Origin of the sequence: Streptomyces sp. NPDC088812, assembly GCF_044750285.1 — a bacterium.
Classification (GTDB): domain Bacteria; phylum Actinomycetota; class Actinomycetes; order Streptomycetales; family Streptomycetaceae; genus Streptomyces.
The window spans coordinates 374,359-397,189 of record NZ_JBIVJP010000001.1; the positions used below are offsets into that span (position 1 = coordinate 374,359).

20 protein-coding genes are annotated in these 22,831 nt (G+C 72.0%); 7 read left to right on the forward strand and 13 right to left on the reverse strand.

Annotated elements, in window-relative coordinates; translation table 11 throughout:
* Window positions 1–103: 103 nt before the first annotated feature.
* The 4 genes from ACIP67_RS01600 to ACIP67_RS01615 form a co-directional block, all read right to left on the reverse strand.
* The gene (locus ACIP67_RS01600; protein ID WP_401685704.1) at window positions 104–2,146 is read right to left on the reverse strand and encodes a beta-galactosidase; all 2,043 of its coding nucleotides are present in this window, start codon (window positions 2,144–2,146) and stop codon (window positions 104–106) included.
* Window positions 2,147–2,216: 70 nt separating this feature from the next.
* Complete coding sequence (locus ACIP67_RS01605) at window positions 2,217–3,554, reverse strand: ABC transporter substrate-binding protein (RefSeq protein ID WP_401685707.1); 1,338 nt, start codon at window positions 3,552–3,554, stop codon at window positions 2,217–2,219.
* Between the two features lie 89 nt (window positions 3,555–3,643).
* A complete protein-coding gene (locus ACIP67_RS01610) occupies window positions 3,644–4,591 on the reverse strand; it encodes a carbohydrate ABC transporter permease (RefSeq protein WP_401685710.1) in 948 nt (315 codons plus the stop codon).
* A gap of 4 nt (window positions 4,592–4,595) precedes the next feature.
* Complete coding sequence (locus tag ACIP67_RS01615; RefSeq protein ID WP_401685713.1) at window positions 4,596–5,522, reverse strand: carbohydrate ABC transporter permease; 927 nt, start codon at window positions 5,520–5,522, stop codon at window positions 4,596–4,598.
* A gap of 348 nt (window positions 5,523–5,870) precedes the next feature.
* Between ACIP67_RS01615 and ACIP67_RS01620 the strand changes: the two genes are divergently transcribed.
* On the forward strand, window positions 5,871–6,863 hold the full coding sequence (locus tag ACIP67_RS01620; protein ID WP_401686765.1) for a LacI family DNA-binding transcriptional regulator: 993 nt from the start codon (window positions 5,871–5,873) through the stop codon (window positions 6,861–6,863).
* Window positions 6,864–6,934: 71 nt separating this feature from the next.
* Here ACIP67_RS01620 and ACIP67_RS01625 read toward each other — a convergent pair whose 3' ends face one another.
* Window positions 6,935–7,603 carry a lysophospholipid acyltransferase family protein gene (locus ACIP67_RS01625; protein ID WP_401685717.1) on the reverse strand — a complete coding sequence of 223 codons (669 nt, stop codon included), beginning with the start codon at window positions 7,601–7,603 and terminating at the stop codon, window positions 6,935–6,937.
* Window positions 7,604–7,796: 193 nt separating this feature from the next.
* Here ACIP67_RS01625 and ACIP67_RS01630 point away from each other — a divergent pair, with 193 nt between their 5' ends.
* On the forward strand, window positions 7,797–7,973 hold the full coding sequence (locus ACIP67_RS01630) for a hypothetical protein (RefSeq protein ID WP_389523029.1): 177 nt from the start codon (window positions 7,797–7,799) through the stop codon (window positions 7,971–7,973).
* 42 nt (window positions 7,974–8,015) lie between these two features.
* A complete protein-coding gene (locus tag ACIP67_RS01635; protein WP_401685720.1) occupies window positions 8,016–8,399 on the forward strand; it encodes a PRC-barrel domain containing protein in 384 nt (127 codons plus the stop codon).
* On the opposite strand, the gene ACIP67_RS01640 is transcribed toward ACIP67_RS01635, so the two are convergent.
* The 8 genes from ACIP67_RS01640 to ACIP67_RS01675 form a co-directional block, all read right to left on the reverse strand.
* Window positions 8,339–8,701, reverse strand: a complete 363-nt coding sequence (locus ACIP67_RS01640; protein ID WP_401685723.1) for a hypothetical protein — start codon at window positions 8,699–8,701, stop codon at window positions 8,339–8,341. The two genes, ACIP67_RS01635 and ACIP67_RS01640, sit on opposite strands and share 61 nt — an antisense overlap.
* A 121-nt stretch (window positions 8,702–8,822) precedes the next feature.
* Window positions 8,823–10,274: a sulfatase-like hydrolase/transferase gene (locus ACIP67_RS01645; protein ID WP_401685725.1), complete on the reverse strand. Its 1,452-nt coding sequence runs from the start codon at window positions 10,272–10,274 to the stop codon at window positions 8,823–8,825.
* The gene (locus tag ACIP67_RS01650; protein ID WP_401685728.1) at window positions 10,271–11,260 is read right to left on the reverse strand and encodes an aliphatic sulfonate ABC transporter substrate-binding protein; all 990 of its coding nucleotides are present in this window, start codon (window positions 11,258–11,260) and stop codon (window positions 10,271–10,273) included. The genes ACIP67_RS01645 and ACIP67_RS01650 overlap by 4 nt, the downstream gene beginning before the upstream one ends.
* 322 nt (window positions 11,261–11,582) lie before the next feature.
* Window positions 11,583–12,383 carry an ABC transporter ATP-binding protein gene (locus ACIP67_RS01655; protein ID WP_401685731.1) on the reverse strand — a complete coding sequence of 267 codons (801 nt, stop codon included), beginning with the start codon at window positions 12,381–12,383 and terminating at the stop codon, window positions 11,583–11,585.
* The gene (locus ACIP67_RS01660) at window positions 12,380–13,186 is read right to left on the reverse strand and encodes an ABC transporter permease (protein WP_401685734.1); all 807 of its coding nucleotides are present in this window, start codon (window positions 13,184–13,186) and stop codon (window positions 12,380–12,382) included. Before ACIP67_RS01660 ends, ACIP67_RS01655 begins: the two co-directional genes overlap by 4 nt.
* A 25-nt stretch (window positions 13,187–13,211) precedes the next feature.
* A complete protein-coding gene (locus tag ACIP67_RS01665) occupies window positions 13,212–14,414 on the reverse strand; it encodes an ROK family transcriptional regulator (RefSeq protein ID WP_401685737.1) in 1,203 nt (400 codons plus the stop codon).
* Window positions 14,415–14,673: 259 nt separating this feature from the next.
* The gene (locus ACIP67_RS01670) at window positions 14,674–15,564 is read right to left on the reverse strand and encodes a formylglycine-generating enzyme family protein (RefSeq protein ID WP_401686768.1); all 891 of its coding nucleotides are present in this window, start codon (window positions 15,562–15,564) and stop codon (window positions 14,674–14,676) included.
* A 317-nt stretch (window positions 15,565–15,881) separates the two neighbouring features.
* On the reverse strand, window positions 15,882–16,313 hold the full coding sequence (locus tag ACIP67_RS01675) for an ATP-binding protein (protein WP_401685740.1): 432 nt from the start codon (window positions 16,311–16,313) through the stop codon (window positions 15,882–15,884).
* A 429-nt stretch (window positions 16,314–16,742) separates the two neighbouring features.
* On the opposite strand from ACIP67_RS01675, the gene pgm reads away from it, so the two are divergent.
* From pgm to ACIP67_RS01695, 4 genes are all read left to right on the forward strand, one after another.
* Window positions 16,743–18,383, forward strand: coding sequence for a phosphoglucomutase (alpha-D-glucose-1,6-bisphosphate-dependent) (gene pgm, locus ACIP67_RS01680; protein ID WP_401685743.1), 1,641 nt, complete (start codon window positions 16,743–16,745; stop codon window positions 18,381–18,383).
* Between the two features lie 339 nt (window positions 18,384–18,722).
* A complete protein-coding gene (locus ACIP67_RS01685; protein WP_401685746.1) occupies window positions 18,723–19,571 on the forward strand; it encodes a PP2C family protein-serine/threonine phosphatase in 849 nt (282 codons plus the stop codon).
* A 120-nt stretch (window positions 19,572–19,691) separates the two neighbouring features.
* Complete coding sequence (locus ACIP67_RS01690) at window positions 19,692–20,756, forward strand: MASE1 domain-containing protein (protein ID WP_401685749.1); 1,065 nt, start codon at window positions 19,692–19,694, stop codon at window positions 20,754–20,756.
* 113 nt (window positions 20,757–20,869) lie between these two features.
* On the forward strand, window positions 20,870–22,528 hold the full coding sequence (locus ACIP67_RS01695) for a catalase (RefSeq protein WP_401685752.1): 1,659 nt from the start codon (window positions 20,870–20,872) through the stop codon (window positions 22,526–22,528).
* Window positions 22,529–22,831: the final 303 nt, after the last annotated feature.

A 22,831-nucleotide genomic window follows, 5' to 3' on the forward strand; every position in this document is an offset into this window, starting at 1 on the left:
CGCTGTGGTGGGCCCCTCCCGCCGCGCGGGCGGGAGGGGATGGCCCCCGGCGCGGGCGCGGGCGCGTGCCGTGCCGTGCCGAGGAGTCGTGGGGGTGTTCTTCTCAGCCGGCCGGCTGCCGGAGCACGGCGACCTCCCGCGGCCCGAGGACGACGCCGCCGGCCTCGGTGCCGGTGCCGGCCAGGACGTCTCCGGCCGGGCCGGACACCTCCACCGTGTCGTCGGTCCGGTTGACCAGGAACAGGAAGCGGGCGCCGGCGTCGCGCCGGACGGTCAGCTCGACCTTGCCGCGCACGTCGGCGGGGAGTTCGCCGCGCACCCCGGCCGGCTCCAGCAGCCGAGGCAGCAGCGCGGCGAGCCCGTCCACGCCGAGCCGCGTGGAGACGTAGGAGGCCGACCCGCCGCCCGTGGGCCGCCGGGTGACCGCCGGACGGCCGGCGTGGACACCCGTGCGGTAGTGGGACAGAACCTCGGTGTCGGGGTCGGCGAGGGTGATCCGGTCGGTCCACAGGGTGCCCGTGGCCGTGCCGTCCAGCTCCACGCTCTCCCCGGGCAGGAGCGGCCCGAACTCCTCGATGCGGATGCCGAGCAGCTCGCGCAGCGCGCCCGGGTAGCCGCCGAGCCAGACGTGGTCGTTCTCGTCGACGATCCCGGAGAAGTAGGTGGTGACGAGGTGGCCGCCCTGCTCGGCGTAGCGGGTCAGCTCCTTGGCGAGCTCGGCGGGGACGACGTGCAGCACCGGCGCGATCAGCACCCGGTGGCGGGAGAGGTCGGCCCGGGAGGTGACGAGGTCGGCCCGGACGCCGAGGGCCAGCAGCGCGGAGTACCAGTCGAGCGCCTCCTGCCGGTAGTCCAGCAGGGAGGTGGGGTGGGAGTCCTGCTCACTGGCCCACCACGACTCCCAGTCGTAGAGGATGCCGACCGGGGCGGGCTCCCGCTCGCTGCCGGCGACCGGCGCGAGCGCCTTCAGGGTGGCGCCGAGGGCGGCCACCGCGCGGAAGAGGTCGCTGTCGGGGCCCGCGTGCGGCACCATCGCCGAGTGGTACTTCTCGGCGCCGGCCGCCGACTGCCGCCACTGGAAGAAGCAGACCGCGTCGGCGCCGTGCGCGACGTGCAGCAGCGCGTCGCGGGCCAGGTCGCCGGGCCGCTTGGCCACGTTGACGGGCTGCCAGTTGACGGCGCTGGTGGAGTGCTCCATCAGGAACCAGGGCCGCCCGCCCGCGATGCCGCTGGTGAGGTTGGCGGAGAAGGACAGCTCGTCGCGGTCCTGCGGGCCGGGGTGGACGTAGTGGTCGTTGGAGACGAAGTCGATCTCGTCGGCCCAGTCCGGATAGTTCATGCCCCTGGTGCCGCCCATCACCATGAAGTTGGTGGTGACGGGCACGTCGGGCGTGATCTCCCGCAGGATCTCCCGCTCCGCGCGCAGATGGTCCTTCAGGGCGTCCGAGGAGAAGCGCTTGAAGTCCAGCTGCTGCGTCGGGTTGGGGTGCGAGGCGGCGAGCCGCGGCGGCAGGATCTGCTTCCAGTCGGTGTAGCGCTGCGACCAGAACGCCGTCCCCCAGGCGTGGTTGAGCGCGTCGAGCGAGCCGTGGCGGGCGCGCAGCCAGCCGCGGAAGGCGCGGGCCGCGTCGTCGGAGTGGTCGTACACGTTGTGGCAGCCCAGCTCGTTGTTGACGTGCCAGGCGACGAGCGCCGGGTGGTCCCGGTAGCGGGTGGCGATCTCCCGGACCAGCCGCAGGGCGTGCGCACGGAACACGGGCGAGGTGGGGCGCCAGTGCTGCCGGGCTCCCGGCCAGAGCGTCTCGCCGTTCGCGGTCACCGGGAGGATCTCCGGGTGGGCGGTGGTCAGCCAGGGCGGCGGGGAGGCGGTCGCGGTGGCCAGGTCGACGCCGATGCCGCCCGCGTGCAGCAGGTCCATGACCTCGTCGAGCCAGCCGAAGTCCCAGGTGTCGGGGCCGGGCTGGAGCCGCGCCCAGGAGAAGATCCCCACGGAGACGACGGTGACGCCGGCCTCCCGCATCAGCCGGACGTCCTCCTCCCACACGTCCCGGGGCCACTGCTCGGGGTTGTAGTCGGCGCCGTAGGCGAGGCGCGGGGCGGGGTCACCGTCCGCCCCGCCGCGGCGGGAGTGGAGGGTGGAGATCATGGCGGTCCTTCCGGTGTGGTGCACGAGGGCGGCGCGGAGTCGTCCGCGCCGCCCGGGGTGTGTCGCGTGATCAGTTCTCGACCGTGAAGCCCTGCTCCTCGCCGTACTTCACGGAGGCGTCCTGCCAGGCCTTCAGACCGTCCGCGAGCTTCGTGCCGGAGACGTAGGCCTTGCCGACGGTGTCGTTGAAGATCGAGTTGGCGTACTGCTGGAAGGGCAGGTACGACCAGTCGTCCGAGACGTTGGCGGCGGACTCGGCGAAGATCTTGTTCGCCTCCTGCCCGCCGAAGTAGTCGAACTTGGTGCTCTGGAACTCGGTGGACTGGAGCTCCGCGGTGGTCGCGGGGAAGGCACCCTCCTTGACGCGGGACTGCACACCGGCCCCGGCGTTCGCGTACTCGACGAAGGCGTAGGCGAGTTCCTTGTTCTTGCCCAGGGTGGGCAGGGTCAGGGAGCTGCCGCCGTTCTCCGCGCTCGCCTTGTCGCCCGCGGTCCAGGCCGGCAGGGGTGCGGCACGCCAGTCACCGGCGGCGTTCGGCACGCCCGTGACGAAGTTGGCGGGCATCCAGGCGCCGATCGCCAGGGTGGCGATGCTGCCGTCGCCGAGGCCCTTGTACCAGTCGTCGGTCCAGCCGTTGATGGGCGCGAGGAGCTTCTCGTCGATCAGCTTCTGCCAGGTCTCGGTGAACTTCGTGGCGCCCGCGTCCGAGAAGTCGATCTTCACATTGGTGCCGTCGACCGTGTAGGGACGCGAACCGGCCTGCCACAGCAGGCTGGTGGTGAAGCCCGCGTCGCCGGCGTCGTTGGCGATGTACACCTTCGGGTCGGCCTTGTGCAGCTTGCGCGCCGCCTCGAGGTACTCGTCCCAGGTGGTGGGGACGGCGATCTTGTACTTGTCGAAGACCGACTTGTTGTAGAACAGCGCCATCGGGCCGGAGTCCATCGGCAGGCCGTAGACGGCGTCACCCTCGCTCACCGCGTTCCACGGACCCGGGGTGTACTTGTCGGCGAGCTTGTCCGCGCCGAACGGCTTCAGGTCGGTGAGGCCCTTGGTCAGGGCGTACTGGCTCACCGCGAAGTACTCCACCTGGGCGACGTCGGGCACGCCCTTCTCGGCCGATATCGCGTTCGACAGGGCGGTGTAGTGCTTGTCGCCGGACCGCTCGCTGACCAGGTTGATCTTGACCTTGGGGTACTTCTTCTCGAAGTCGGCGGCGACCGTCTTCAGCGTGGGTTCCCAGGCCCACACCGTGACCTCGCCGCCCTTCTTCAGGGCCGCCTGGATGTCCGCGGCGGAGACCGCCTTCTGGGCGGAGTCGTCGTCCGAGCCGCCGCAGGCGGTGGCGCCCAGGGCGAGGGCCGAGAGGAGGGCGAGGCCGCGCAGCAGGCGGCCGGTCTTTCTGCGCATGGAGGTGCTTCCACTTCTTCGTGGGCGGGACAGGGTGAGGGTGGTCGTGCGCGGTGTGGGGGTGAGGGGGCGGCCGGAGGGCCGCGGGGTCACTCCTTGACGCTTCCGGCGGCGAGGCCGGACTGCCAGTACTTCTGGAGCAGCAGGAACGCGGCGATCAGCGGCAGGATGGTGAGCAGCGAACCGGTGATCACCAGGTTGAAGATGACATCGCCGCCGACCGTCTCCGCCTGCGAGTTCCACGCGCTCAGGCCCAGCGTCAGGGGATACCAGTCCGGATCCTTCAGCATGATCAGCGGCAGGAAGTAGTTGTTCCAGGTGGCGACCGTGGTGAACAGCAGCACCGTCACGAGGCCGGGGGCGAGCAGGGGCAGCGCGACCCGGAAGAAGGTGCGCGCCTCGCCGGCCCCGTCGATGCGGGCGGCCTCGAGGAGTTCGGTGGGGATGGCTTCGCTGGCGAACACCCACATCAGGTAGAGGCCGAACGGCGACACCAGCGAGGGGATGATCACCGCCCACGGGGTGTCGGTGAGACCCATCTTGCTGAACATCAGGAAGGTGGGCACCGCGAGGGCCGTACCGGGAACGGCCACGGCGCCGATGACGACGGCGAAGACGCCGCGCCGGCCGGGGAAGTCGAACTTCGCCAACGCGTACCCGCCCAGGACCGCGAGGAGGGTGGCGCCGCCGGCGCCGAGCACCACGTACAGCAGGGTGTTCAGCAGCCAGCGCGTGAACACGCCGTCGTCGTAGGTGAACGTGTCACGGAGGTTGTCCCAGAGGGCGAAGTCGTCGCTGAACCACAGCCCGCTCGAATCGGCGAGCCCGGCCTGGGTCTTGGTGGCGTTGATGGCCAGCCAGATCAGCGGCACCACGGTGTAGAGGACGACCAGGGAGGTCAGCACCGTCAGCAGCACGCTGCGCCGGGGCTTGCCGGGGGTGTGCCGGCGCGGGCCGCGCAGCCGGGGCGTGCTCCCGGCGGCACCGGAGACCTTGGCGGGCGCGGCGGGGGAGTCGGTGGTCAGGGGGCTGCTCATCGGGTCACGCTCCCTTGCGCATGCCGCGCAGCTGCACGACGTAGGCGATCACCATCGTGATCAGGCCCATGATGATGGCCACCGTCGCGGAGTAGTTGTGCTGCTGGCCGTTGAAGGACAGCGAGTACGTGTAGAAGTTCGGGGTGTAGTCGGTCGTGAGGGCGTTGCGCGCCAGCGGCCGCAGGATGTTCGGCTCGTTGAAGAGCTGGAAGCTGCCGATGATGGAGAAGATCGTCGCGATGACGAGGGCGCCGCGGATCGCGGGCAGCTTGATGGCGGTGATCACGCGGATCTGTCCGGCGCCGTCGATCTCGGCCGCCTCGTACAGCGAGTGCGGGACGACCCGCAGCGCCGAGTAGAAGATCAGCATGTTGTAACCGATGAACTCCCAGGTGACGATGTTGCCGATCGACGCCAGCACCAGGTCGGGGGAGAGCGGGTCGGGCAGGGAGACGCCGAACGCCTCGTCGATGTCGCCCACCAGCCCGTACTTCGTGCCGTACATGAAGCCCCACATCAGGGTGGCGACCACGGCGGGCACGGCGTACGGCAGGAAGATCGTGATGCGGAAGAAGCTCTTGCCGTAGAGCCGTCCGCTGTCCAGGACCAGGGCGATCAGCAGGGCGAGGCCCAGCATGACCGGTACCTGGACGGCGAGGAACAGCGACACCCGGCCGAGCGAGGCCCAGAACCGGTCGTCCTGCAGCGCCTCGGTGTAGTTGTCGAGGCCGACGAAGGTGGTGCCGCCGATGAGCTGGTCGCGGAAGAGGCTGAGGTAGATCGAATACACGATCGGCGCCAGGAACACCAGGGTGAACACGGCCACGAACGGGCCGATGAAACCCCACCCCGTCCAGGAGCGGCGGTCCCTCCTCGACGGAGGGGGCGCCGGCCGCGGTTCGGCGGCCGCCGGCGATTGCAGCGTCGTCATGTCGTTCCTCGCTCGTCCAGTCCCGGAACCGGGCGGGGCGGGGCCGGCGTACCGGGCCGCACCGCCATGATGTTTACGTAAACATCGGCCATCGCGGCAGGTTGGCGAGCTGTTATGTTTACGTAAACATCTGATGGCGGCATGTCTACACTGCCCCGATGACCACGGTCAAGGGTCCTCGGGGCACCCGTGGAACCCGCGGTGACGGAGAGGTGGGGGCTGCGCGTGGAGATGGCTGAAAGAGCCCCGGTGACGGGCACCGGGACCGCCGGGGAGCACGCCGGGGACGCCTCCGGGACCGGCGGCGCGGCCCGGCGCGCCCGGACCCGCGGCCGGGCCACCGCCTCCATGGCGGACGTGGCCCGGCTGGCGGGCGTCTCGTCGCAGACGGTCTCCCGGGTGTCCAACGGGTACGCCGGGGTGAACGAGGAGACCCGGCAGCAGGTGCTGGCCGCCATGAAGGAGCTCGGCTACCGCCCCAACAGCGCCGCCCGCGCGCTGAAACGCGGCGAGTTCCGCACCATCGGCGTCATCACCTTCACGCTCTCCACGACCGGCAACGTGCGCACGCTGGAGGCGATCGCCACCTCCGCCGCCGAGGAGGGGTACGCGGTGACACTGCTGCCGGTCGCCGTCCCCACCCAGGACGAGGTGCGCGGGGCGTTCTCCCGGCTGGAGGAGCTCGCCGTCGACGCGGTGATCGTCATCATGGAGGTCCACCTGCTGGACGCGGCGACCGTCACCCTCCCGCCGCACGTGCAGGTCGTGGTGGTCGACTCCGACGCCGGCGACCACTACACGGTCGTCGACACCGACCAGTCCGGCGGCACCCGCACCGCCGTCCGGCACCTCCTCGACCTCGGCCACCGTACGGTCTGGCACCTGGGCGGCCCGGAGGACTCCTTCGCCGCCCAACGGCGCGCGGACGCCTGGCGCGGTGCCCTCGTCGAGGCCGGCCGCACCCCGCCGCCCCCGGTCCGCGGCGACTGGTCGGCGGAGTCCGGCTACCACGCGGGCCTCGAACTCGCCGCCCGCGAGGAGTGCACCGCCGTCTTCGCGGCCAACGACCAGATGGCCCTGGGCCTGCTGCGCGCCCTGCACGAACGCGGCCGGCGCGTCCCCGAGGACGTCAGCGTCATCGGCTTCGACGACATCCCCGAGGCGAGCTCCTTCCTGCCGCCGCTGACCACCCTGCACCAGGACTTCGCGGAGGTCGGCCGCCTCTGCGTCCAGGCCGTCCTGCGCAAGATGCGCCGCGAGGGCCCGGAGCGCGGCACCACCCTCGTGCCGACCCGGCTCGTCCTGCGCCGGAGCACGGCGCCGCCGCCCGCGGGCGGATGAGCGGGGCGGATGCGCGCGGCGGATGAGCGGGGCGCAAGAACGGGGCGGAAGAACGGGTCCGTCCCGGTCCGTCACACCGGGTGCCGCTCCGCGCCCCGTTCGCCCACGGCACGTACCGCCGTCCGCCAGGCCACCCAGACGGCGCGGCGGGCGGCCGCGGTACCGGTCGCCGTCTCCGCGGGCAGACGCAGCGGTGCGCCGACGTGGACGTGGCAGCGCGGGCGGCGCACGGGTGCCGTCAGGGCGCCCGCCAGTTGCTTGGTCGTGGACCCGGAGGTGATGCGCCGGGCGCCGGCGTGGCCCACCGGGACGACCATGGCGCCGGACGCGTGGGCGAGGCGGGCGAGTCCGGTACGGAACGTCTCGGGCGGACCGGGGGTCGCGTCCGTGCGGTCCGGCAGCCCGCCCTCCCCGTAGAGCAGGACGTGCCGGCCGCCGGCGAGGACCTCGGCGGCGGCGTCGAGCGCCTGCGCGGCGCGCGCCGAGCGGCGGTGGACCGCGATGTGCCCCTCGCGGGCCAGCGCCCGACCGAGCAGCGGGACGCGCCAGAGCCCGGCGGTCGCCATGACCACCGGCTCCACGCCCAGCCCCCGCAGGGCGGCCAGGACGACGGCGGGGTCGGCGAGGGAGTCGTGGTTGGCCGCGAAGATGGTGCCCCCGGGCAGGCGCATCCGCAGCTCGCTGGTGACGGTGAGGCGTCCGAGGACGGGCATCAGGGCGGCGGCGGCACGGCTCAGCACGAGGGGGCCTTTCTCCGGGAGGGACGGTGTGCACCACAGTGTCGCGGCGGCACGGGCGCCGCGCCTGAGTACGGCTACTCAGACCTCGGCGCCGTTCTCGACGTTCCGTGCGGCCCGCCGTGTTCGGGGCGCCGTAGGGGGCATCCGGAGGAGAGCGAACCCGACGACCCGACACACCGAAGGGACGGACCTCGTGCTGGCCATCATCGCGGCGGTGGCGTTCTTCATCGCCTTCCTGATCAACGCGGCGGAGATCTCCACCAACGACACCTTCACGTCCACGAACATCATGCTCCTGGGCCTGACCCTGCTCGCCCTCCATGTGGCGGGCATCGGCAGCGGCTGGGCGGTGCGCGGCCGCAGACGCTGATTCTCCGGGCACACGGGCGACGAGCAGAGCAGGGAGGACTTCGTGAGCGAGTCCCGAGGACAGCAAGGACACCACGGACACCACGGACACCACGGACACCACGTGCCGACCGCCGGTCACACCCCGGACGACGACCTGACGGGGTATCAGGTGGACGCCACGGACGGCCACGCCGGGAAGGTCACCAAGTACTCCAGGGACCTGGGCCCGCGGTTCCTCGTGGTGCACACCGGGTTCTGGGTCCTGGGAAGGAAGGTGGTCCTGCCGTCGGAGGTGGTCATGGGCGTCGACCACGACGCGCGGACCGTGCAGGTGGCGCGGACGAAGGACGAGATCAGGTCGGCTCCGCCGTTCGACGCGGAGACCTACCTGGGCGATCCGCGCCACCGCGACCAGCTCGGCGGCCGGCACGGCTCGGGCCACTGAGCGGTCCCGGCGGCGACGCCCCGGCTGCCCGTACCGTCCGGTGCGGGCAGCCGTCGTGTGCGTTCTCCGGAGTCGAACTCGTCGCCGCACGCGGGCAGCAGCGCACCGGGCCGTGGGTCCGCGCCCCGCTGGGTGACCGGCGTGTACAGCTTCACGGCGCCCACGTCGTCGGCCGCGGCTCCGGCGCCCCGGGCGGCCACGCCCACCTTCCCGGCCGGGTTCCGGGTGCCGTAGGCGTACCAGGAGCCGTCCTCGCGGATTACCGCCGGGTCGGGGAAGGTGTCGACGGTACCGGCGGTCACCGGGTTGGTGTACGTCGGTGTCCGCCCGGGCGCGGCCGTGGCCTGTCCGGCGGGCGGGAGCACGGCGAGGGCGGTGACGACGTGGGCGGCGCGTTCTTCGGTGCACGGTCGGCGGACCTCTCTACTCGAAGGAGCTCAGGGTCGGGTCGTAGTCGGAGGTGCCGATGTCGAACATGGGCGTCATCCAGTGGTAGAAGTTGTCGCCGCGCTCCCGGAGCAGGTCGTAGAGGCGGCGCATCAGCCGGCGCCGTACGGGTGCCAGTTCGGGGTGTGCGTAGCGGTTGGTGAGCTCGTGCGGGTCCGCCTCGAGGTCGTAGAGCTCGTTCACCGACTCCGGGTTCACGATCAGCTTGTAGCGGTCGTCGCGGAGCATGCGCTGCGGGTAGGGGAAGTGGTGGCCGTGGAACTCGGCGAGCAACTCGTCGGGCCAGTCGGGGTGTTCGCCGCGCACCAGCGGCAGCAGGCTGCGGCTGTCGGTCGCGGGCGCGGGGTCGCAGCCCGCCAGGTCCAGGATCGTCGCCGTGCAGTCGGTGAGGCTGACGAACTCCTTCCGGACCTGCGGGGGTTGCCCGGGAACGCGGACGATCCCGGGGATGCGGTAGATGTCCTCGTACATGGCCGGGCCCTTGTCGTGCAGCCGGTGGGCGCCGGTGAACTCGCCGTGGTCGGCGGTGAAGAAGACGGAGGTGTCGTCGGTGAGCCCTAGTTCGTCGAGCCGGGTGAGGATGCGGCCGATCTGTTCGTCGACGAGGGTGACGTAGCCCCAGTAGACGGCGATGAGTTTGCGGGTGACCTCCAGCGGCATGGTGTCGAAGGTCCAGTGCGCGCTGTAGTTGCGCTGCACCGGCGGCTTGCCCTCGAAGGTCTCGGCGATCGAGGGCGGCAGTTCGACGAGTTCGGGGTCGTACAGGTCGTAGTAGGCGTCCGGCAGCAGGTACGGCAGGTGCGGGCCGAAGAAGTGGGTGGCGAGGAAGAAGGGCCGGCCGTCGGCGGCGTACGTGTCCAGCAGCTCGATGGCGCGGGTGGCGAGGTAGTGCTCGAACGTCGCCTCCACCGGCTGCTGGAGACGTGCGGCGAGCAGGTTGCCCGGATTGCCGTTGGGTGTGGTGCCGCGCACCGGATCGGTGATGCGGTACGGCGGCAGCCCGCGTTCCTCCAGGTAGGAGAGGTAGTCGGGGTGGTCGACCGGGTTGTGCCAGCCGGGCAGGTCCGGGCCGTCGAAGCCGTGGGAGGCGGCGTTGCGGCGGGTGCCGACGTGCCACTTGCCCACCAGCCCCAGCTGGTAGTCGCGTTCGGCCAGCGCGGCGGGGAAGGTGAAGGCGTCCTCGCGCAGGTCTTCCAGGTAGCCGACGTTGCGCTCGTAGTTGGCGAGCAGCCGGTGGCGGAAGGGCGCCTGGCCGGTGAGCAGGCTGGCGCGGGCCGGGGTGCAGATGGCGGTGGGGGTGTAGAAGCGGTCGAAGCGGGTGCCGGTGGCCGCGAGCCGGTCCAGGTTCGGGGTGGCGACGTGCGGATTGCCGTAACAGCCGAGCGAGTCCACCCGGTGCTGGTCGGTCATGAGGAAGAGGAGGTTCACGAGGCCGCCTTCGTGTAGACGTCGCCCGTGTAGAAGGTGTCGGCGGAGGGCGCCTTCTTCAACTGGCCGGTGCTGACGAAGAACTCCGTCATGCCGTCCAGCCATTCGGCGACGGTGCCGTCCTCGGTCCGGGCGACCAGTTCGGCGGTCGTGAGCGTCTTGACGTGGCTCGCGTCCGCCTCGACCTTGTCCTCGGAGACCTTCAGGAGCTTCGCGGTGAGCTTCACGGACGCGGCCGGGTTCGCCGCCCGCCAGTCGTTGGCCTCCTGGAGCACCTTGACCACCTTCGCCCGGGCGGTCGCGTCCGTCTTCTCGCCCGAGACGAACGCGGTGGGGAAGGAACCGCCGATGTCCTCGGCGCTCGCCAGCTCCACCAGGTCGGGCACCTTCTGCTTGATGGTGTCGATCAGGGGGTAGTTGATGCCGGCGCCGTCGATCTGTCCGGCGGAGAAGGCCGAGACGACGGTGGGCGCGTCCATCGCGACCTTCTCGATGTCGTCCATGGTCATCCCGGCCTCGCGCAGCGCGAGGTTGAGGATCATCTCGCCGGACGTGCCCTCGGGAACGCCGACCTTCTTGCCCTTGAGACCGGCCATGGAGGTGATCCCCGGCTTGGCGATGACCCGGTCGGCGTAGGTCAGGGTGTCGATCGCGACGATCTTCGCCTTGCCGGAGGCGGGCAGCCAGATGGCGCCCGGACCGATGTAGCCGTAGTCGAGGTCGCCGCTGCCCAGTGCCTGGATCTGGATGGGGCCGTTGACGAAGGTCTTGTAGGAGGCGGACAGGCCGTGCTTCTTCCACAGGCCCTGGTCGTCGGCGATGGCCAGCAGGCTGGCTCCGTTGTAGTCGGCTATGTAGCCGAAGCGGATCGTCGTCGTGCCGCTGCCGCCGCTGCCACCGTCCTCGTCCGAGGAGCAGGCGGACACGGAGAGCGCCAGCGCGGTGGCGGAGAGTGATGCCAGGAAGGTGCGTCGGGGCATGCTCATGACATGGTGCCTTTCGGGTGTGCGCGCAGTGCGGGACCGCGAGGTGGGATGAGGGGCTGTCAGGCCGGGGGACGGGGTGTCACCGCGAGGCGGGGCGGGGGCCGTCCGGCCGCGGGGACGGGGTGTCGGGCCGAGGGGCGGGGTGCCTCAGGCCGAGGGACGGGTTGTCGGGACGCGGGGCTGGGTGCCTCAGGCCGACGGGGCGGGCTGTCGGGTCGAAGGGGCGGGCTGTCGGGTCGGAGGGCTGGGCTGTCTCTCCAGCGGAGGGGCGGGGGGTGTCAGGCCGAGGGGCGGGGGGTGTCAGGCCGAGGGGCGGGGGGTGTCAGGCCGAGGGGTCTGCGGACGGCTGGTGGTACACGGAGTGCCACACTTCGTTGCGGATCTGCGCGAACTCGGCGGACAGCCGCAGTTCCTCGGTCCGCGGGTAGGGCAGGTCCACGTCGACGACGCGGTGGACGCGGCCCGGCCGGGCGGCCATCACGACGACGCGGCGCGCCAGGTAGACGGCCTCGTCGACATCGTGCGTGACGAACATGACCGTACGGCGCTCCCGGGTCCAGGTGTGCAGCAACTGGTCCTGCAACTGCACCCGGGTGAGGGCGTCCAGCGCGCCGAACGGCTCGTCCATCAGCAGCACTTCGGGATCGACGGCGTACGCCCGGGCGATCGCGCACCGCTGCTTCATACCGCCGGACAGCGTCTTGGGCAGGGCGTCGGCGAAGTCGGTGAGCCCGACCAGCTCGATCGCCCGGTCGGCCCGGCTGCGGCGTTCGGCGGCGGACAGGGACCTGAGCTTCAGCCCGAACTCGACGTTCCCGCGCACGGTGAGCCAGGGGAAGAGCGCGTACTGCTGGAAGATGACCCCGCGCTCGGGACCGGGCCCCCGCACGGCGTCCCCGTCCACCAGGACCCGGCCCGTGGTCGGCTCGACCAGGCCGGCCGCCATGTTGAGCAGGGTCGACTTGCCGCAGCCCGAAGGGCCGACGACGGTGACGAACTCACGGTCGGCCACGTCCAGCGACACGCGGTCGAGCGCGGTGAACTCGCCGCCCTTCACGGGGAAGCTCTTCCCGGCCTCCCGGAAGGAGATCTTGGCCTCGGTGAGGGTGGGTACGTCGGTCATCGCCGCTCCTGCCAGGCCGTCAGATGCCGTTCCGCCCGAAGCAGCAGGCGGTCCATCACGAGCCCGATCACCCCGATGGTGATCAGCCCGACGAAGATCGTCGGCAGGTCGTAGTAGGTCTGCGCGTGCATCATCTCGTAGCCGAGGCCCTTGTCGGCGGCGATGAGTTCGGCGGCGACCACGGTCGCCCAGGACGCCCCGAGCCCGATGCGCATGCCGACGAGCAGGAACGGCGTGGCGGCCGGGACCACCACCTTCAGGAAGATCACGCGGTCCGGGGCACCCAGCACGCGGGCCGCGTTCACGAGCGTGCCGTCCACGCCCACCACGCCCTGGAACGCGGCGACCACACCGGACAGGAACGCGGCCAGGAAGATGACGAAGACCTTCGGGGTCTCGCCGATGCCCATGAGCACGATCGCCAGCGGGATGATCGCCAGCGGCGGCACGGTCCGGAAGAACTGCACGTACGGTTCGAGCAGGCCGCGGGCGAGCGGGTACCAGCCCATCAGGAAGCCGACGGGAACGGCGAGGAGCGTGCCGAGCGCGAAGCCCAGGAAGACCCGGCGCAGGCTCGCCAGCGTGTCGTCGGCCAGGGTGCCGTCGCCCAGCATCTCCCAGGCCCGCGCGGCCACCGCCGGCGGGCCCGGGACGTCGGCCAGGTGGGTCGCGGCGGCGATCCCCCACACGGCGACCCCCGCGATCAGCGCGACCAGGTTCAGCAGGAGCGTGGGAACGGTACGGCGCCGCCGTCGCGCGGTGGACGCGGCGGGCGTCTTCTCGGGTGCGGTGATCACGGCCATGGTGGCCTCGACGGGACGGGGGCGGTCACGTTCCCTCCACGGGATCGGGTGCTGGATAGCGGGTGAGCAGGGGCGATTCGTGCAGGACGAGTGCGATGGCGCCGAGTGCGCCGCCCGCCTCGCCCAGGGAGGCGGGCCGCAGGTCGATCCGCGGCCGGGAGACCGGCATCAGGTGCGCCGACAGGGCGCGTTCGACGGGCGCGAACAACGCCGGTCCGGCGTCGGCGAGTTCACCGCCCAGCACCGTGACGTCGGGGCCGATCGCGTTGCACACGGCCGCGAGCACGGTGCCCACCCGGGCGCCGGCCTCGGCCAGCACGCGGCGTGCGCCGGGATCGCCGGGAAGCGCGGCGAGGAAGGCCCCCAGATCGTCGGAGCCGGGGTGGGCGTCGAGTACCGCGCCGATGGAGGCGACGGTCTCCAGACAGCCGTCCTTGCCGCAGGAACATCGCCGGCCGCCGGGCTCTGCCGTGATGTGGCCGAACTCCCCGGACAGCCCGTGCGCACCCCGGTGCAGGGCGCCGCCGACCACCAGACCGCCGCCCACGCCGTGCGACAGCCGCAGGTACAGGACGTCCTGCACGCCGGCCGCGGCCCCCCACGTCGCCTCGGCCAGCGCCGCCAGCCGGGTGTTGTTGTCGAGCAGGACGGGAACCCCGAAGCGCTTGCGCAGCAGCACCGACAGGTCGCCGTGGCGCAGCGGTGCCCCGTCGTCGCGGGCCGGTGAGCCCCCCGGCGGGGTGGCCGCCGCGCCGTTCACCGGTCCGACGACCCCGACTCCGACGCCGCTGAGCGCCCCCAGCCGGAGCGTGCCGCCGGCCAGCCCGCCGACCAGCCGCCCGGCGAGGTCGACGCGCTCCTGCCAGCCGAGGCCTTCGGTGTGCGGCGCGCTCGCGGAACCGATCACCTCGTGGGCGACGTTGACCGCGGCGACGTGCACCGCGCGCCGGGCGAAGTCGATGCCGATGGCCTGCCCGGCGCCGGGGTGCAGGCTCAGCGTCTCCACCGGACGGCCCCGGCGCCGCTCGGTGCCGGCGGGCGGCGCGGCCACGACGGCGCCGCTGTCCACGAGGACGGCGACGATGTCGTACAGGGTCGTGCGGGACAGGCCGGTCAGCCTGCCCAGCTCTCCCCTGCTGAGTGGACCGTGGGTGCGCAGGAGCCCGAGGACGAGTTCCTCGTGACCCCGGCGCAGCCGTGCCAGCGGGCTTTCCTGATCGTGCGGCATGGGGCTCAGGATGCGGAGCCGGAGTAATTACGTCAACAGCCCGGAAAAAACCGGTGAAGTGCCCAGCGGCTCCCGAGGGGGAGGGAAGGTGCAGGCCAGGCGGGGTGGGGTGGCTGTCGGTGGAGCCGGTGACCTTTCATGAGGCTGCAATGTTCCCGTGACGGACGGGGCGCGGCGGAGCGGTGCGGGGAGGTGGGGACGGTGCGGGGTGGTGGGGGACGGTGCGGGGTCGTGCCGGGACGGGGTGCTGCGGTGGGCCTCAGGCGTCCCACGCGCACCGGAACCCGAGGTTGCCGGTGCTGCTGTCCGGGGTGTTCGCCGTGCGGGCCGCGACGCGGTAGCGGTTGCAGTACGAGTGGTGGCACAGGTAGGAGCCGCCGCGCATGACACGCGACGAGCCGTGCGCCGGGCCCTTCGGATCGGTCCGCGGACGGTCCGGGTGCCGGGTGCCCCACCGGTCCGCGCACCACTCCCACACGTTGCCGGACACGTTGTACAGCCCGTAGCCGTTGGGCTTGTACGCGGTCACCGGTGCCGTGCCCCGGTGGCCGTCCTCGGCGGTGTTCTTGGTGGGGAACCGGCCCTGCCAGATGTTGCAGCGGTGCTCGCCGTCCGGCGTGAGCTCGTCCCCCCACGGATAGCGGCGCTGCACCAGGCCGCCCCGCGCGGCGTACTCCCACTCCGCCTCGGTGGGCAGCCGGGCGCCGGCCCACCGGCAGTAGGCGGCGGCGTCGTTCCAGGAGACGTGGATCACGGGGTGGTCGCCGCGCGGGCCGACCGAACTGCCCGGACCCTCGGGGGCGTGCCAGGAGGCCCCTTCGACCCCGCACCACCACGGTGTCCCCGGCGGCCGCGGTGCCCCGCGGCGCAGCGCGGCGGGCAGGAAACCGGCGAACACGAAGGACCAGCCGAATCGTTCCGCCTCGGTGACGTACCCGGTCGCGTCGACGAACCGCGCGAACCGGTCGTTGGTCACCGCGCAGGCGTCGATCCGGAACGGCGACAGGGTGACCTCCCGGACCGGTCCCTCACCGTCCTCCGGGAAGCCGTCGGCGTCCCGCGTCCCCATCAGGAACGAGCCGCCTTCCAGCAGGACGCTGTGATCAGGGAGGCTGTGATCAGGGAGGCTGTGATCAGGGCCGGGGGCCAGGCCCTTTCCTCGGCTTCCGTCCGGGAGGCGGTGCCGGTCCTGGTCCTGGTCCTGGTCATGGTTCCGGTCTCGGTCCTGGTTCCGGTCCTGGTTCCGGTCCCGGTCCTGATCCCGGTCCTTCGGCCGTCCCGTCGCGGTGGGCCCCTGGGCGGGGACGGTCGGCCCCAAGGTGAGGTCCGCCCCGCCCCGGCCGGCGGAGGGCGCACAACAACCCCCGGACTCGGCCTCGTTCATCCGGCCTCCTCTCGACAAGTGATCTTCGCTTCGAGGCTACGGCACCCGCGGACCGTGGACGGCGGCGTTCGCTTCGCCGGGCCCTACCAGACCGGGACACCGGCTCCCTCACAGACCAGCTCCGCCCAGACGGTGTGCCCGTGGAAGCTGCCGAGATCACCCCACCCGCAGGTGAGGGCGTCGACCATGAGCAGACCGCGGCCCGATTCGCCGGCCGTGAAGGACGGATGCCGCCAGCGGGCGCGGACGAGGCGCACGTCGAAAGCGGCGCCCGCGTCCGTGACCTCGATCCGCACCGTGTTCCGCACCCCCGGCTGGTGCCGCAGGCTCAGGGAGACCCGCACCGGCGGCCTCCCGTGCCGCAGGGCGTTGGTGACGAGCTCGCCGACCACGATCTCGGCGTCATCGGCGAGAGCCTCCTGCCGCCAGGCCCGCAGTTGTGCGCGCACATGGCCGCGCAGCCCTCGGAGGGAACCGTCCGTCCGGACGACAGGGCAGGTGGACGACCTTCTCATCGCTGTTCACCTTCTCACTCCTCTTCACTGGCTATTCGGACGCTGGGGCCCCTACGGATGGGCTCGGAGCCGACATATGGGAACGGAGGCATACTTCGGCGCCCGGGGCGGTCCCGGATCCGCTTTCCCCGGGCCCCGGCGGCGTGCCCCCGCATGTCCCCCTTACGGCATCTGACCAGCGACGATGTTGATGGTGCCGGCGAGGAGGTCCACGCCTTCGCGGGCCCGCGTTCGCCGTGGGGCGCCCGCCTCGCGCGTGCCGTCCACCGCGCGGTTCTCGCCGCCGTGCCGGGGCCCTCGCCGTGCCCTCGCCCGCGCCGTGCGACGGGCCTCACGTGCCGTCACGGTGGAGTCCCCTCGCGTACCGGCGCCTCGAAGAGGAAAGATGAGACGGCGAGTGACGGATCAACCCATGCGGAGGAACGGACCATGACGCACGAACGAGCGGGCCGGCCGGCCGGCCCCGAGGACCTCGTCGACGTCGCCAGGCTGGTCACCGCGTACTACGCGCTGCACCCCGACCCTGCCGACCCGGCACAGCGCGTCGCGTTCGGCACGTCAGGCCATCGCGGGTCGTCCCTGAACACGGCGTTCAATGAGGACCACATCGCCGCCACCAGCCAGGCGATCTGCGAGTACCGCACCGCCCAGGGCACCGACGGCCCCCTCTTCCTCGGGGCCGACACCCACGCCCTGTCCGAGCCCGCCCGGGTCACGGCGCTGGAGGTGTTCGCCGCCAACGACGTCACCGTGCTCATCGACAGCGCCGACGGCTACACGCCCACCCCGGCCGTCTCGCACGCCATCCTCACCCACAATCGGGGCCGTACCACCGGCCGCGCGGACGGCGTGGTCGTCACCCCGTCCCACAACCCGCCCGCCGACGGCGGCTTCAAGTACAACCCGCCCAGCGGCGGCCCCGCAGGCTCCGACGCCACCTCCTGGATCCAGGACCGCGCCAACGAGATCATCGCGGGCGGCCTCAAGGACGTACGCCGCATTCCGTACGCCCAGGCGCTCACCGCCCCGGGCACCAGCCGCCACGACTTCCTCGGCACCTACGTCGCCGACCTGCCGAGCGTCCTCGACCTGGACGCGATCCGCGCCGCCGGCGTCCGGATCGGCGCCGATCCGCTCGGCGGGGCGTCCGTCGCCTACTGGGGCCGGATCGCCGAGGAGCACCGCCTCGACCTGACCGTCGTCAATCCGCGCACCGACCCCACCTGGCGGTTCATGACGCTGGACTGGGACGGCAAGATCCGGATGGACTGCTCCTCGCCCTACGCGATGGCCTCGCTGATCGAGCAGCGCGACCGGTTCCGGATCGCCACGGGCAACGACGCCGACGCCGACCGGCACGGCATCGTCACCCCCGACGCGGGCCTGATGAACCCCAACCACTACCTGGCCGCCGCCATCGCCTACCTCTTCGCCCACCGCGAGCGGTGGCCCGACGGCACGGGCATCGGCAAGACCCTGGTGTCGTCCTCGATGATCGACCGCGTCGCCGCCGACCTCGGCCGACGGCTCGTCGAAGTGCCCGTCGGCTTCAAGTGGTTCGTGGACGGGCTGGTCGACGGCTCGCTCGGCTTCGGCGGGGAGGAGTCGGCCGGCGCGTCCTTCCTGCGCCGCGACGGCTCGGTGTGGACCACGGACAAGGACGGCATCATCCTGGCACTGCTCGCCTCCGAGATCACCGCGGTGACCGGGAAGACCCCGTCGGAGCACTACGCCGCCCTGACGGCCCGCTTCGGTGAACCCGCCTACGCCCGCATCGACGCGCCCGCGACCCGCGAGGAGAAGGCGCTGCTCGCCAGGCTCTCGCCCGCCCAGGTCACCGCGGACACCCTCGCCGGGGAAGCGGTCACCGGCGTGCTCACCGAGGCGCCCGGCAACGGGGCGGGCATCGGCGGCATCAAGGTGACCACGGCCAACGCCTGGTTCGCCGCCCGCCCCTCGGGCACCGAGGACGTCTACAAGATCTACGCCGAGTCCTTCCAGGGGCCCGACCACCTGCGCCGGGTCCAGGACGAGGCCAGGGCGGTGGTGAGCGCGGCGCTCGGCGGCTGAGCGCCTGCGGCTGTCGCGCACGGGCGGCCTCGGACGGCGGCGGGGCTATGGGTGACGGCCGGGCTACGGACGGCGGCGGGGGTGACGGCCGGGGGCTTCGGTGAAGGCCGGGGGCTGTGGGTGACGGCGGGGGCAGGCCCCCGCCGTCACCCACGCCCACCCACGCCCACCCACGCCCACCCACGCCCACCCACGCCCGCCCCCGCCGCCCCCGCCGCCCCCACCGGGCCACCGGCCGTCTCGCCCGCCTGTCAGACCCCACCCCAGGTCGATATCATCCTCTAAACGCGGTATGCGACATTCGCCCCGAAGGGGCTACCGTCCTCTCCGGAGTGATCCATGTCCCGCAAGCGCCCCACGGACGACGGCGACGAGCTGCTGGCCAGACTCGGTTCGCTCACCGCCCAGGCGCGCGAACGCGCGGAGGTGCAGCGCTCCCACGTCGAGCTGGCCATCGCCCTGCAGCGCGGCATGCTGCCCCGTGACCTCCCGGCGGCCCGCGGCTTCCGGGTGGCCGTCCAGTACGCGCCCGCCTGCCACGGACTCAACGTGGGCGGCGACTGGTACGACGCCTTCACCCTGCCCGACGGCCGTATCGGGCTGTCCATCGGCGACGTCCAGGGACACAACATGGAGGCGACCGCGTTCATGGGGCAGGTCCGGGTCGGACTGCGCGCCCTGGCCTCCGTCACCGGCGAACCGGGCGAGCTCCTCGCCCGCACCAACGACCTGCTGCTCTCCCTCGGCGGCGACCTCTTCGCCACCTGCACCTTCATGCGCCTCGACCCGGCCAACGGCGTCCTGGAGAGCGCCCGGGCCGGCCACATCCCCTGCGTGTGGGCCACCGCCGACGGCAGATCGGGCATCGCCCAGGACCAGGGCGGACCGCCCCTCGGCGTCCAGGAGGGCATGGACTACCCCGTCACCCGCTACCGGCTCACCCAGGGCGGTGTGTTCGTCCTGCTCACGGACGGTGTGGTGGAGGGGCCGTCGATGAGCGTCGAGGAGGGCCTCGACCAGGTGGTCCGGCTGGCGGGCATCGCCGCCGTCGCGGGCCTGGAGGCCGGCGCGCTCGCCGCCGCCGTGCTCAAGGGCGCCGAGCGCGTGGGACACGACGACGACGCGGCCGTCCTCGTCGTCGGACACGACGGGACTCCGGGCGGACCCGAGCCCCAGGTCCCGCCGTAGGACCGGACGGCGTTCAGTCGAAGGATCGGGCGGCGCTTGGGCCGTAGGACCGGACGGCGTTCAGCCATAGGGCCGGACCACGCGTCTCTCACCTCGCCGACGGCGCCGCACCGGTGTCTGATGGCTGCTGTGGTGCGTACCAGCGAGCTGCGCAGGCCGGCGGCCGTTTTCGCCGTCGAGACGGCGGCGGTCGCCGCCTGCTACTACGCCGCCGGACAGCTCGGCCTGCTGCGGCAGCTCGTCGTCGAGGGCGCGGTGTTCACCCCCGTCTGGCCACCCTCCGGCCTCGCGGTGGCGTGTCTGCTGCTCCTGGGGATGCGGGCGTCGGCGGGCATCGCCCTGGGTGCGCTGTTCGTCATCATGTCGATCACCACCGAGCTCGGGCCCTTCGTGATCGTCAATCTGGCGGGAAACACGGCCGCTCCCGTCTGTGCCTACCTCATGCTGCGCACGGTGGGCTTCCGCACCGACCTGACCCGTATGCGCGACACCCTCGCCCTGGTGTTCCTGGGCGCCCTGACCGCCATGCTGATCAGCTCCACGGTCGGCGTCGGCGTCCTCGTCCTGGCCGGCCGGCTGGACGCGGACGGCTTCTGGCCCGTCTGGCTGGGCTGGTGGGTCGGCGACGCGATGGGGGTCCTGCTCGTCACGCCGCTCCTGCTGCTCCTGTTCACCCAGCGCAGCCCGCCGCCCGTGCGCCGCTGGAAGGAGGCCGCGGGCCTGGCGCTGGTCACCGTCACCTTCGTCACCGTGGCCACCCGAAGCAACATAAGCCTCCTCTTCCTCGTCTACCCCCTGCTGATCTGGGCAGCTCTCCGCTTCCGTCTCGCGGGCGGCATGCTGTGCGCCCTGTTCACCTCGGTCATGGCCACCGTCGCGGCCACCGAAGGGCTCGGCCCGTTCGCCGGGCGCACGCGCGTCGAAGTCATGATCAACCTCCAGGCCTTCAACGGCACGATGGCCCTGACCGCCCTGCTGCTCTCGGCCGTCATCACCGAACAGCGCAACACCCGGCGCTCGGTGGAACGCGCCTGCCAGGAACTGGTGGAGGTCCTCGAACACCTCACGGCCGGCGACGCCCCCCAAGGCCGGCCGCCGCCCGAGGACCGGAACGGCCTGCCCGGCGCGGGTGGCTTCCCCGACGACACGGACGGCTCTCCTCCGGCGAAGCGGGGAGGGACGTGAGTGAATGAGGGGTGCCGGGTACCCGGACGGTCCCTCAGCGGTCCGGCGGCGGCTGCCGTGCGGCCCCGCACCCTCGCAAGCGTGGGGGGACGATCCCCAAGGAGCTCAAGGACATGACGGACGTATCGAGCAGCGGATCCGGCCCGGGAGACGGCCGGAAGGTGCTCACCAACCGGCAGGGCCACCCCGTCCACGACAACCAGAACCAGCGCACCGTCGGCGCCCGCGGCCCGGCCACGCTGGAGAACTACCAGTTCCTCGAGAAGATCAGCCACTTCGACCGGGAGCGCATCCCCGAGCGCGTCGTCCACGCCCGGGGCGTCACGGCGTACGGCTACTTCGAGGCGTACGGCAGCTGGGGCGACGAGCCGATCAGCCGCTACACCCGCGCCGCCCTGTTCCAGGAGCGCGGCAAGCGCACCGACCTGGCCGTCCGCTTCTCCACGGTCATCGGCGGGCGCGACTCCTCCGAGGCCGCCCGCGACCCGCGCGGGTTCGCCGTGAAGTTCTACACCGAGGACGGCAACTGGGACCTCGTCGGCAACAATCTGGGCGTCTTCTTCATCCGGGACGCGATCAAGTTCCCGGACGTCATCCACGCCCTGAAGCCGGACCCGGTCACCTTCCAGCAGCAGCCGCGCCGCATCTTCGACTTCATGTCGCAGACGCCCGAGGCCATGCACATGCTCGTCAACCTCTTCAGCCCCCGCGGCATCCCCGCCGACTACCGCCACATGCAGGGCTTCGGCGTCAACACCTACAAGTGGGTGACCGAGCAGGGTGAGACCAAGCTGGTCAAGTACCACTGGATGCCCAAGGCGGGCGTGCGCAGCATGACCGAGGAGGACGCCGCGAACGTCCAGGCGGACTCCCTCGGCCATGCCACCAAGGACCTGTACGAGGCGGTGGCGCGCGGTGACCACCCCGAATGGGAACTCCTGGTCCAGATGATGGACGACCACGAGCACCCGGAGCTGGACTTCGACCCGCTGGACGACACCAAGACCTGGCCGGAGCAGGAGTTCCCGCCCAAGCCGGTCGGCAAGATGGTGCTCAACCGCATGCCGGAGGACTTCTTCGCCGAGAACGAGCAGATCTCCTTCGGCACCGGGGTCCTCGTCGACGGGCTGGACTTCTCCGACGACAAGATGCTGGTCGGCCGGACGTTCTCCTACAGCGACACCCAGCGCCACCGGGTCGGCGCGAACTACCTCCAGCTGCCGGTCAACCAGGCCAAGAACGCCGAGGTCCGCACCAACCAGCGCGACGGGCAGATGGCCTATCACGTGGACGGCGGCGGGGTGAACCCGATCGTCAACTACGAGCCCTCCATCATGGGCGGACTGCACGAGGACGAGTACCCCGCCCACGACGAGCAGGGCCCGGAGATCACCGGCCGGCTCACGCGCAAGCGCATCCCCCGCACCAACGACTACCTCCAGGCGGGCCAGCGCTACGCGCTGATGGAGCAGTGGGAGCGCGACGACCTGGTGAAGAACCTCACCGCCGCGCTCGCCCAGTGTGACCGGCCGGTGCAGGAGCGCATGGTCTGGCACTTCCTCCTGGTCGACAACGATCTCGGCCTCAGGGTCGGTGAGGGCATCGGTGTCAGCTCGGAGGACGTCGCCGGGCTGGAGCCCCTGGCCGGGCAGTCGCTGACCGACGAGGACCGTGAGCGGCTCGCCCACCTGGGCAAGAACCCGCCGCGCGACGTGCAGGGCCTCACGATGACGCACTGCGTCCCGAACGAACGGCACGTCGTCACCCGCTGACCCCGCGGCTTCCCGTCGACCCGCGGCTCCCCGTCGACCCGCGGCTCCCCGTCTACCCGCGGGTCAGCGGGGCCCTGACCGCTCTCCGGCCCCGATCGCTCCGGCAGTGCGCCGGGGAGGCCGGGGCCGTGGCGCCGGGCGGCTCGGCGGCCTGCGCGGGGCCGTGGCGCCCGGGCGGGTCGGCGGGCGGGTCGGCGGTCAGCGGTCTGTGATCTGCCCGCGGGACGGCTGACGGTCTGCGCGCCGGGCGGCGGTCCGCGTACGGCGGTCTGTGCGCAATGACTTGACGTGTACTTGGCATAG